This is a genomic window from Neisseria sp. P0022.S010 (genome assembly GCF_051956635.1).
This window is the reverse complement of the sequence record NZ_JBQCXF010000073.1, coordinates 1-11,722: the sequence shown is the minus strand read 5'-3', so window position 1 is coordinate 11,722 and position 11,722 is coordinate 1. Positions and strand designations below refer to the sequence as shown.

The window sequence follows — 11,722 nt, the reverse complement described above, 5'->3', positions numbered from 1 at the left end:
TCCGCTACTTCCAGCAGGGACACGGTTCGCTGGAAACGTTTTACCTCGATTTCCTGCGCAAAGACGAACCGGCAACAGATAAGCAAAATCCACAATGACGACTTCCTCCCTCCTCAAAGAACTCAAACTGCTCTGCCGCGACCTGCACGGTTTGGCAGTGTTATTTGTGATGCCCATCGCCTTCATGCTGATTATGTCGTTGGCGCTGAGCCGCGACCAAGATCCGCACACCGACAGCCGTATCGCGCTGGTTGGCATAGCAAACGACAGTATCAATACCGCGCTGACCGCCGCGTTGGAAAAAGAGCAGATTCATGTTACGCTGATGCCGTCTGAAAAACTGACCGACGCGCAAAACGGCCTGCACGACAAACGTTTCCAACTGGTGCTGCACAACCCGAACCCCGCTTCCGGCAAAATCGCCGACGACAAAGCCCTGCAAATCTATGTACCGCCCGATACCGAGCCTTCATGGCTGGCGGCTGTCAAAGGCGTTTTGCAGCAGCACTATACCGAAACACGCTTGGACGCTTATTTCGACAACAACGACGGCATCAAAATCGACAATAAAAAACTGCCCCGCGCCATCCGCAAAGACATCCAGAAAAAAGTGGATGAAAAAAACGACGAACAATTCGCCGCCGTGCGCAGCTTTTTAGATAAAAAAATGCTGGAAGAGCATTACCTGAGTGCAGGCAGCGGCACGGTGGAAAAACCCAACGCCGTACAGCACAGCGTCCCTGCATGGCTGATTTTCGGTATGTTTTTCATTATGATACCGCTGTCGAACGTCATGGCATTAGAACGCCAGACCAACACCATTACCCGCCTGCGTCTCGCCCGCGCTTCCGCGTCCGGCCTGATTGCCGCCAAACTCGTCCCCTATTTTCTGATTAACCAGCTTCAGTTTGTCGGAATGCTGCTGCTCGGCCGCTACCTTCTGCCCGAAATCGGCGTGCCCGCCCTCATACTCAATGGCAGCCTTGTTCCCTACGCGTTGCTGTCCGCTGCCGTCAGTGCCGCCGCCCTTGGCTACGCGCTGTTAATCAGCGTCTGCGCCAAATCTACCGAACACGCCGTCGTACTCGGCGGCGGCGGCATTATCCTGATGGCGGCAATCGGCGGCATTATGGTGCCCGCACACGTCATGCCCGAAACCATGCAGCAACTCACTTGGATTTCCCCAATGGCTTGGGGCTTGAAGGCTTTTCAAGAATTGCTGCTCAACCGCAGCGGACTGGACGGAATCGACCGTTATCTGCTTTTACTGTCTGCGTTCTCTTTTGCCACGCTGACTGCTGCCGTATTGGTTTATCGTAGGCAGTTGCAGACGCAGGTAAGGTTTTAAACGTTTGTCTGCCCTAAGTAGAAAGCTTATTTCTCAAAAACATTCCTATAAAAAACTTCAGGCCGTCTGAAAGATATTTTCAGACGGCCTGATGCTTGATGCGCTATGGATTGTCTCAATAATAAAATATGCTCAATAAAATCCCAAAATCCAAACGTAAAAAAACCTACTTTTTTCAAAGTAGGTTTTCATATTTGGTGGGTCGTGAGCGATTCGAACGCTCGACCAACGGATTAAAAGTCCGCTGCTCTACCGACTGAGCTAACGACCCGATAAGCTGTGCATTATAGAGATGGGGTACACAGCTGTCAACACCTTTTTTAAATTTTTTTATTCGACAACGATTTTCGGGAAGCGGCTGCTGAAGTCTTTACCTTTATCGGCAATGGCCAGTGCAATTTGGAAGGCGGCTTCGGTGTAGATGTCGGCGATGGTTTGGTTGTTTTCAAACAAGGCCGAAGATGTGCCGCTATCCATAGCTTCGCGTACAGGCAGGCTTAATGGAAGTTGGCCAAGCAACGGTACATTCAAACGCTCTGCCAAGTTTTTGCCGCCTTCTGCGCCGAAGATTGCTTCGGCATGGCCGCAGTTGGTGCAAATATGGACAGACATGTTTTCTAAAACGCCCAAAATCGGGATATTGACTTTGTTGAACATATCCACGGCTTTGCGTGCATCAATCAGGGCGATGTCTTGTGGCGTGGTGACGACAACGGAGCCGGTCACGGGGATTTTTTGCGACAGGGTCAATTGGATATCGCCGGTACCGGGCGGCAGGTCGATGAAGAGATAATCGACATTGTCCCACTCGCTTTGGAACATAAGCTGTTGCAAGGCTTGGCTGACCATCGGGCCGCGCCAAACGACGGCTTGGTCGGTATCGACCAGGAAACCGATGGACATCACTTGAATGCCGCTTTCGGCTTCAACGGGAATGAGTTTTTTGTTTTGTTGGTCGGGTTTGCGGTCTTGTACGCCGAGCATGGTGGGCTGGCTTGGGCCGTACAGGTCGGCATCGAGTACGCCGACGCGCGCGCCCATTCTGGCCATTGCGGTGGCAAGGTTGGCTGTGGTCGTTGATTTGCCGACGCCGCCTTTGCCCGATGCAACGGCGATAATGTTTTTCACGCCTTTGATGGTTGCTACGCCGGGTTGAACTTTATGCGTACCGATTTCGGTATCGATACTCAAGTGAATGTGGGTATCGCCGGTATGCGAAATGACGGCTTCTTGAACGGCATTGGCAATGTCTGCGGCAATATGGGCAACTGGGAACGCGAATTTCAGGCCGATATGCAGGCCGTCTGAACGCTCTTCAAGGAGTGTAACGGCTTTTTCGCTGCCTAAGGTGCGCATTGTGTGGGGAATCAATACGGCATCGAGTGCGGTTCGGATGGCTGGGATATTCATAATCTGCCTCTTGAATGTGGGAAATTGTTTATGTGCGCGATTTGTCGTGCGACAAATCTGCCGAATTATACCCTTGAACGCCATGCAAGGGATACGCCCGAAAAACTTCAGGCTGCCTGAATCATCGGGCAGCCTGAAAAAAGGGTCAACTGAAACGCGGCCTTATTCGCTCAAGAGCGCAATGTCGGCAACTGCGTTCATTTGTTCTGCCAAGCGGTTCAACAGGTTCAAACGGTTTTGCTTCACGGCGGCATCTTCAGCCATTACCATCACGCCGTCGAAGAATGCATCGACTTGCGGTTTGACGGAAGCCAGCTCGGACAAAGCAGTTTGGAAATTGCCTTCGGCAACGGCGGCAGAGATTTTCGGCTGCAAACCTTGAGCAGCGGCGTACAAGGCTTTTTCTTCGTCCTGTTGCAGCAGGCTTTCGTTAACCGCGCCCAACTCGGCATCGGCTTTTTTCAGCAGGTTTTGTACGCGTTTGTTGGCAGCGGCGAGCGCGGCAGCTTCGGGCAACTGTTTGAACGCGGCAACGGCCTGCAGTTTGGCCACTACGTCGTCCAAACGGCGCGGCTGTTTCGCCAATACGGCGGCAACGATGTCTTGCGGATAATCGTTTTGCAGCAACACGGCCAAACGCGCCTGCATGAAGTCGGCGGTTTCAGACGGCGTTTTCTCGTTGAGCAAACCTTGCGGGAAGCTGTCAAAGGCCGTCTGAATCAGTTCGTTTACGTCCAAACCGTATTGCATCAGCATACGCAAAATACCCAATGCGGAGCGGCGCAGGGCGTATGGGTCTTTGTCGCCGGTCGGAATCAGGCCGACACCCCAAATGCCGACCAAGGTTTCCAGTTTGTCGGCCAAAGCAACGGCGGTTGCCACTTTGCCCTCTGGCAGGTTGTCGCCGGCAAAGCGCGGTTGGTAGTGTTGCTCGATGGCTTCGGCGATTTCTTCGGTTTCACCGTCCAAGCGGGCGTAGTATTTGCCCATCGTGCCTTGCAATTCGGGGAACTCGCCGACCATTTCGGTCACCAAGTCTGCTTTGGCCAAACGTGCGGCGCGCTCGGCTGCGGCAGCATCCGCGCCCAACGCTTTGGCGATATGGGCGGCAATGCTTTGCAGACGCTCGATACGCTCGGCTTGCGAACCGATTTTGTTGTGGTAAACCACGCTGGACAATTTCGGCAGGCGGCTTTCCAAAGTCGCTTTTTGGTCTTGTTTGTAGAAGAACTCGGCATCAGACAGGCGCGCGCGCAAGACGCGTTCGTTGCCTTGGATGATGTGTGACGGGTCTTCGGTTTGCAGGTTGGACACCAGCAGGAAGCGGTTCATCAGCTTGCCATTCTGGTCGAGCAGCGGGAAGTATTTTTGGTTTTGCTGCATGGTCAGAATCAGGCATTCTTGAGGCACGGCGAGGAAGTGTTCTTCAAAACCGGCTTCCAATACCACAGGCCATTCGACCAATGCGGTCACTTCGTCCAACAAGGCTTCATCGGCGGCAACGGTCGCGTTCAGACGGCCTGCCTGCTCGTTCAAGGCCGTCTGAATGGCGGCTTTGCGTTCGGCAAACGATGCTTCTACTTTGCCTTGCTCGCGCATTTGTGCGGCGTAGCTGTCGGCGTTTTCGATGGCGATTTCGCCGCTGGAGAGGAAGCGGTGACCCAGTGTTTTGTTGCCGCTTTGCAGGCCCAAAACGCTGACGTTTACGATGTCGCCGCCGTGCAGCACGATCAGGCTGTGTACAGGGCGAACGAAGGTAAATGTGCTGCTGCCCCAACGCATGACTTTAGGAATCGGCAGTTTTTTCACTGCGGCATTGATGATGTCTTCCAAAAGTTCGCCCAATGATTTGCCGGTTTGGACGTACTCGTAGGCGTACACGTCTTGCTTGCCGTCGTGGACGATGGTCAGGTCTTCGATTTTCGCACCCGCACCGCGCGCAAAACCTTCCAAAGCCTTAGTCGGCGCACCATCTTTCATAGCATTCGCCACGGCCGGGCCTTTTTTCACGATTTTTTGATCGGCTTGAACGGCCTTCACGTTGTTGACTTGAACGGCCAAACGGCGCGGAGAAGCATAGGCAGTGTATTCAGCTGCGCCGTCAATCAGTTGCGCTTTTTCCAAGCCTTCGGCAACAGAAGCGGCAAAATGGTTGCCCAGATTATTGAGGGCTTTGGGCGGGAGTTCTTCAGTGAGAAGTTCGATTAAAAGGGTTTGGGTTGTCATGTGCTTATCGTTAAATAGGAAATTGGTTTGGCGTCTGAATACAGCATCATGCGGTTTTCAGACGCAAGGTTAATTGAATTGACAGCGATTTTATCATTTTCAGACGGCCTGTGGCTGTCTTTCACAAACAATTTGCCCGATTTTCAAGCAACTTCGTCCGCAACGGCTTCAATGTGCGGCACGGATATACGGCAAACCGCTGGTTTCGTCGTATTCGGGAATGTCGCCTCCAGCAAACAGCGCACCGGCCAAACGTACAGCCGCGTCGGTAACGGCAGGAGAAATCATAAAGCCGTGGCGGAACAGACCGTTGACTTCAATCAGGTGGCGTTCGCGGTTGAAGCGGATTTCGGGGTTGTGGTGGTTTAAAGTCGGGCGCAGGCCGGTAGCCAGTTCCAAAAGATTTGCCTCGCCAAATGCCGGATGCACGGCGTACAGCGCGGACAAAAGTTCCAAACCGGAACGCACGCTGGCCGGCGCTTGGCTTTCGCTTTCGATTTGGGTCGCACCAATCACAAAAATATGGTTTTCCTTCGGCGCGATATACAAAGGATAGCGCGGATGCAGCAGGCGCACGGGGCGGGACAGCTCAATTTCGGGTGCGTAAACGCGCGCCACTTCGCCACGAACGCCGCGTAAAACGCTTTCAGACGGCCTGTTCCACGCGCTCTTTGCACCATAACCGCGGCAATCGATGACCCAATCGTATTGCACCGCCAAATCTTCGACTTCGCGTTCGCACGACCAATGACACGCCACATTCATCGATGCCAAAGCATCGGCAAGCGCATTCAATACCTGCCGTCCGTCCAACTGCCCTTCTGTCGGCAGATACAGGCCGTCTGAAAACCGTCCTGCCAGTTGCGGCTCGTTTGCTGCGATTTCATCCGCGTTCCAACGTATGGTTTCATGTTCCGCCACGCCGCCGCGCTTCAAATGACGGGCGAACTCGGCAGAAAGCGGCTTGTCCTGCGTGTGCCAGACAATCAGGCTACCGTTTTCCTGCATCATCACCGGCGTATTCAGACGGCCGACAATCGCACGCCAAAGCGCGATGCTTTGTTTGCCCAAACGGATGACTTCGGGCGTTGCCTCCACCGCTTCGGCAGACGGCGCCAACATGGCCGCGGCAACATAAGCGGCGGCTTGCGCGCCGTTGCGTTCGCCTTTCTCAAACAACTCTACCGCCACGCCCTGCTCCGCCAATTGGAACGCAATAAGGCGACCGGAAAGGCCGCCGCCGAGTACAGCAATCTTAGACATTAGTTTCTCCTTGTTTTTAATATGAAAATGAACTGCATATTTTAGAACTTGTTTTGCTTTATCACAATATCGACACAAAATGAGAACAGTTTTTGCAGATCATGTTCGGGCTGAATCAGTAATACGTAAACAAAAATCTTCCCTCAAGCTGCCAATCAGCTTTTATAAAAATATCTTCCTTACATAAAACCTACTATTTAGAGTGAGTTTGTCGTGGCAGTAAATTGTGTTGCCGTGCAGGCTTTGACGCTGAATACGTCCGCCTGTTTATCCGAACTTCACTTCTACTCCGAATACTTCCTGCCACAGTTTTCGCACATTGCCGTAATGGGTCAGCAATTCTTCCGTCACTTCGGTTTTTTTGGCATCGCGCAGTTTGGTGTTGTGTTGCTGCTGGCGATAGAAGCGGTAGGCGGTGCGGCTTTGTTCGGCGAGGGTTTTGTCGATGAGGCCGCAGTCGGCAGCGATGTTCAACAGGGCAATGTTTCCGTAGTTATCGAGGAGTTGCGGATACTGGCGGGCATGGGCAAGGATGAGGTATTGGACGATAAATTCGACGTCGACCACGCCGCCACGTGCGTATTTGACGTTGCTGTCAACCGGCGGGTGGGTGGGGAACATTTTTTCGCGCATCTCGATAATTTCGCCTGCCAAGGCGGTTTGGTCGCGTTCGGCGGTGAGGATTTCGGTGCGGATGCGGTCGAAGGCCGTCTGAATTTCGGGTGTGCCGCAGATGAAACGGGCGCGGGTGAGGGACTGGTGTTCCCATGTCCATGCGTTTTCGCGCTGGTATTTTTCGAAGGCGGCGATGCTGTGGGCGAGGAAGCCGGCGTCGCCGTTGGGGCGCAGGCGCAGGTCGGTTTCGTAGAGGCTGCCTGCGCCGGTGGCGGCGGAAAGCCAGTTGGTCAGGCGGCGGGCAAGGCGGCTGTACACGTCGCCTGCATCAGGATGCGGGTCGTCGTAAAGATAGACCAAGTCGAGGTCGGAGGAATAGCTGAGCTCTTTACCGCCCAGTTTGCCGTAGCCGATGATGGCAAATTGCGGCGTGTCGCGGTGTTTTTTGGGCATATCCGCCCACGCGCACTGCACGGCGGCGGCGAGGATGGTGTCGGCAAGGGCGGAGAGCTGGTCGGAAAGTGATTCTACCGTCCACAATCCGGCAAGGTCCTGAACGGCGAGGCGGAAGACTTGGGCGTGTTGGAAATGGCGCAATGTGTCCATTTGCGCTTCAGTATCGCCGCCGCAGGCTTTGAGGTCGTTTGAAAGTGCGGCGGCAAGGGCCGGCCAGTCGAACGCGGTATCCAAAAGCTGGGCGCTGATAAGTTCGTCCAGTAGAATCGGATATTTGCTCAGATATGCCGCCACCCATGAGCTCTGGCTCATGATTTGTGCCAGATGCGCCAAGGTTTGCGGATGTTCGTTGAGGAAGGCGAGATAGGCGGAGCGGCGGCTGATGTTTTCGAGGAAGTCAAACAGCCGCATTAATGTGTCGGTCGGATTGGGTTGCTCGGCCGCCGCCTGTACCAATAACGGCACAATCGCGTCAAAACGCGGCTGGGCGTGTGCGGAGAGGTGACGGTATTTATGGCCGTTGCGGATTTGGTCGAGCCGCGTGGCGATGGTTTCGGCATCAAACCCATATTCTTTCAGACGGCCTAGCCGTTCTTCTTCGTCAGGTTTTTCCTGCCATACCCATTGCCATTCGCTGTTGCTTTGCGTTTGTTCTTCGGGTTCGCTCAAGATTTCGTTGAACAACTGATTGACCTTGTTCCGATGAACATTGAGGCCGTCTGAAAAAGCGGCATAACTGTCGAAACCCATGCTTTCGGCGAGCAGTTGCTGCTGTTCGGGCGAGGTCGGTAGGGTTTGGGTTTGCTGGTCGTCCCAGTATTGTAGGCGGTGTTCGACATCGCGCAGGAATCGGTAGGCAGCCAGCAGGGTTTCGACGTTTTCAGACGGCATGATGCCCAGCTCGGCAAGTTTCTTCAGCGTTTCCTGCGTGCCTTTCAGTTGCAGCGCACGCATTTGGCCGCCGCGTATCATTTGGAAAATCTGGGCGATAAATTCGACTTCTCGAATACCGCCCGCACCGAGTTTGATATTGTCCGCCATGCCTTTTTTGCTGACTTCGCTGCGGATTTGGCGGTGCAGGTTGCGCATTGCCTCATACGCGCTGTAATCCAGATATTTGCGGAATACGAAGGGGCGCACCAGCGATTTGATGTCGTTCAGATACGGTGTAACCACGCGGCCTTTGCACCACGCGTAGCGTTCCCATTCACGCCCCTGCGTAATCAGGTATTGCTCCAACGCAGTTTCGCTCAATACCAGCGCGCCCGAATCGCCGTCCGGCCGCAGCCGCATATCGACGCGGAACACCTGCCCGTCGGCGGTAATGTCGTTCAACAATGCAATCAGTTTCTGCCCGACTTTGGTGAAAAACTCCTGATTGCCCCGTTCGCGCCTGCCGTCGGTGTCGCCCGATTCGGGATAGATGAAAATCAAATCGATGTCGGAAGACACATTCAACTCATAGCCGCCCGCCTTACCCATCGCCACCACGCTCAAATGCTGCGGCGATTTCGTATAACGCCCGATCGGCGTACCGTACATATCCCGATAATAGGCGTAGGAAAAGTTCAACGCGGTATTGACGGCAAAATCGGCAAACAGCGTAATTGTGCGGGTTACTTCGTTCAAATCACTGATGCGGTTGATATCGCGCACGATAATCTGCGACACGACATAACGGCGCAACTCGCGCAACTGCCGCGCTAATTCTTCCTCGTTTTCTTCCGCACGGATTTTGTCCCAATCGGCAAAAGCTTGAAAATCAGCTTCGGTCAACGCCTTGTCCAGCATAGGCAGGAAAATTTCGGGCTTGAGTTTGCCGGAATCAAGATTACGGGCGAGAAAAAGGGAATAACGGCGGGCAGTATCAAGGCGGTTCATAATCTTTGCCTGAATAAACAGAAAAGACCATCATAGCAAGCTTTCAGGCCGTCTGAAAGCCACGCTTTCCCCTATCCGTGCAATCGGCTAAAATACCAACTTTGCAACCCATCATAAGGAAACCGCCATGACCCGTATGGTTCACTGCGTCAAACTCGGCAAAGAAGCCGAAGGCATGAAATTTCCGCCGCTGCCCAACGAACTGGGCAAACGCATCTTCGAAAACGTTTCCAAAGAAGCATGGATGGCTTGGACCCGCCACCAAACCATGCTGATCAACGAAAACCGTCTAAGCCTTGCCGATCCGCGCGCACGCGAATACCTCGCCCAGCAGATGGAACAATACTTCTTCGGCGACGGAGCAGATGCCGTACAAGGCTACGTTCCGCAAGAGCCTAAATAAGCATTGAAAAGCCAAGGCCGTCTGAAACCCGATTTTCAGACGGCCTTTAAAATTCCCGATTGCCCCGCATATTAGGCAAATAGAACAGATAAATCATACAAACCCATGATTTTCTGTTAAAATCCAAATTTCATTCATTTTCAATCCACACTGGAGCAAACGCCATGCAAAACGACGTTTACGACTATACCTCGCAAGGCTCGGTTGCCAAAAATACCGTCCTGCAAAAAACCTACCGCCTGCTCGGCCTGTCTTTCATTCCTGCCATTGCCGGCGCGTTCTTTTCCGCCAAAACAGGCTTTAACATTTTCGCCATGTTCGGTTCATACTGGGTTGCCCTGGCCGCCTTCTTCGGCTTCTTCTACGGCATGACCTTCCTGATCGAGAAAAACCGTTACAGCAACGTCGGCGTCGCCCTGTTGATGATCTTCACTTTCGGCATGGGCCTTGCCATCAGCCCTATGCTGCAATACGCCCTGGCGATTAACAACGGCGCGCAAATCGTCGGTACGGCCGCCGCCATGACCGCCGGCGTATTCTTCACCATGTCCGCCATGGCACGCCGCACCACAATGAACATGAACAAACTCGGCAGCTTCCTCGGTGCCGGCGCCATCGTGCTCATGATTGCCGTTGTGGCCAACATCTTCCTCAACATCCCTGCCCTGAGCCTGACCATCGCGGCCGGCTTCGTTGTCTTCAGTTCCCTGATGATTATGTGGCAGGTGCGTACCGTCATCGACGGCGGCGAAGACAGCCACATCAGCGCAGCGCTGACCATCTTCATCTCCATCTACAACATTTTCAGCAGCCTCTTGAGAATCCTCATCTCTCTCAGCGGTGACGACTGATCAAGCCGCAAAGGCCGTCTGAAATTCAGACGGCCTTTTTTGATTTTTGACATCACCGGCAAACTCCCCTATCCTGAACGCCACACAACCCCCATTCCCAACCCAAAATGACCACGACCACTCCGCGCCGTGCCGTGTACGCAGGCAGCTTCGACCCACCCACCCTCGGCCACCTGTGGATGATACAGGAAGCCCAATCCCTCTTTGACGAACTCATCGTCGCCATCGGCACCAATCCCGAAAAGCGCAGTACCTACACCATAGAAGAACGCCGCGCCATGCTCGATGCCATTACCCACTCTTTCCCCAACGTCCGCATCAGCGTGTTTGAAAACCGCTTTTTGGTCGATTACGCCCGCGAAGCTAAAGCCAATTTTATCGTCCGCGGCATCCGTTCCGCCGCCGACTACGAATACGAACGCTCGATGCGCTACATCAACAGCGACATCGCCCCCGAAATCTCCACCGTCTTCCTGATGCCGCCGCGCGAAATCGCCGAAGTATCCTCCACCATGGTCAAAGGCCTGGTCGGCCCCCAAGGCTGGCGCGACATGATAGGCCGCTACCTCCCCGACCCCGTCTATCAAAAAATCCTGCAAGACCACGAAACAAACACATAAAACAAAGGCCGTCCGAACATTTCAGACGGCCTTCCAAATTTCATTGATTATTGACGGGCAGACATCACCGCCTGCAGGTTTTGTTTTAACATTTCCATATCCAACCAACCGGCGTTAATAAACAACATCAAAATCACCGTACCCACGCACAACATGCCGATACCATACAACACATAACCCACTAAAACACGGCCTACCGTCACATTCCCCATCCACATCAAACCGCGTACCTGCACCACAAACACCCAAGCCTGCCACAACAGCGCAAACACAGCCAACGCCGGCACATACAACACCAGCAACAGCGGCAGCAGCAAAGCCTCAGACACCAAAATAAAGCCCCACAAAGGCAGCCGGGGCGCACCGTAATAATGCAGCACCTTGCGCATCGAGCGGCTCAACACCAACCATTTCACCATCACCAAAATCACCGACAGGCACACCGCTGCCGCGCCGCTGCCAAACAAAGGCGACATGTTGGCCGCGTTCACCACGCCCAACAGCAGCAACACCGCCGCCATCACCAAAGGCGAATACAAATACGTCTCCGGCGAACGATAGCGCAAACGCAAAACATCCCACATATCACGAACAAACACATACAGCATGGCATAAATCCAAAGCAAAAAAGCCGATTGTATCTTAGGCC

Annotated in this window: 9 protein-coding genes, 1 tRNA gene and 1 pseudogene; 5 read left to right on the top strand and 6 right to left on the bottom strand. The window is 53.7% G+C overall.

The genetic code is table 11. The features are described from left to right. Positions 1-98: pseudogene (locus tag ACTHUT_RS08825) on the top strand (ABC transporter ATP-binding protein); the annotation flags it as partial. Beyond that, positions 95-1,348 carry an ABC transporter permease gene (locus ACTHUT_RS08820; RefSeq protein ID WP_440385997.1) on the top strand — a complete coding sequence of 418 codons (1,254 nt, stop codon included), beginning with the start codon at positions 95-97 and terminating at the stop codon, positions 1,346-1,348. The pseudogene ACTHUT_RS08825 and the gene ACTHUT_RS08820, both read left to right, overlap by 4 nt. 195 nt (positions 1,349-1,543) lie before the next feature. Here the strand turns inward: ACTHUT_RS08820 and ACTHUT_RS08815 are convergent. The 5 genes from ACTHUT_RS08815 to glnE all read right to left on the bottom strand — a co-directional run bounded on the left by ACTHUT_RS08815 (position 1,544) and on the right by glnE (position 9,199). After that, positions 1,544-1,619: transfer RNA gene (locus ACTHUT_RS08815), tRNA-Lys, on the bottom strand. Positions 1,620-1,678: 59 nt separating this feature from the next. Next, complete coding sequence (gene apbC / locus ACTHUT_RS08810; protein WP_070459640.1) at positions 1,679-2,758, bottom strand: iron-sulfur cluster carrier protein ApbC; 1,080 nt, start codon at positions 2,756-2,758, stop codon at positions 1,679-1,681. A gap of 162 nt (positions 2,759-2,920) precedes the next feature. Next, positions 2,921-4,984: a glycine--tRNA ligase subunit beta gene (gene glyS / locus ACTHUT_RS08805; protein ID WP_440385996.1), complete on the bottom strand. Its 2,064-nt coding sequence runs from the start codon at positions 4,982-4,984 to the stop codon at positions 2,921-2,923. Between the two features lie 168 nt (positions 4,985-5,152). Next, on the bottom strand, positions 5,153-6,247 hold the full coding sequence (locus ACTHUT_RS08800) for an FAD-dependent oxidoreductase (RefSeq protein ID WP_440385995.1): 1,095 nt from the start codon (positions 6,245-6,247) through the stop codon (positions 5,153-5,155). A 267-nt stretch (positions 6,248-6,514) separates the two neighbouring features. After that, positions 6,515-9,199, bottom strand: a complete 2,685-nt coding sequence (gene glnE, locus ACTHUT_RS08795) for a bifunctional [glutamate--ammonia ligase]-adenylyl-L-tyrosine phosphorylase/[glutamate--ammonia-ligase] adenylyltransferase (RefSeq protein ID WP_440385994.1) — start codon at positions 9,197-9,199, stop codon at positions 6,515-6,517. A gap of 127 nt (positions 9,200-9,326) precedes the next feature. On the opposite strand from glnE, the gene ACTHUT_RS08790 reads away from it, so the two are divergent. From ACTHUT_RS08790 to coaD, 3 genes are all read left to right on the top strand, one after another. Continuing rightward, positions 9,327-9,602, top strand: coding sequence for an oxidative damage protection protein (locus ACTHUT_RS08790; protein WP_440385993.1), 276 nt, complete (start codon positions 9,327-9,329; stop codon positions 9,600-9,602). Between the two features lie 164 nt (positions 9,603-9,766). After that, positions 9,767-10,453: a Bax inhibitor-1 family protein gene (locus tag ACTHUT_RS08785; protein ID WP_070712093.1), complete on the top strand. Its 687-nt coding sequence runs from the start codon at positions 9,767-9,769 to the stop codon at positions 10,451-10,453. Positions 10,454-10,560: 107 nt separating this feature from the next. Next, a complete protein-coding gene (gene coaD / locus ACTHUT_RS08780; protein WP_070712092.1) occupies positions 10,561-11,073 on the top strand; it encodes a pantetheine-phosphate adenylyltransferase in 513 nt (170 codons plus the stop codon). A gap of 47 nt (positions 11,074-11,120) precedes the next feature. Here the strand turns inward: coaD and ACTHUT_RS08775 are convergent. After that, positions 11,121-11,722: hypothetical protein (locus tag ACTHUT_RS08775; protein ID WP_440418738.1), on the bottom strand; the 602-nt coding region annotated here is incomplete at its 5' end.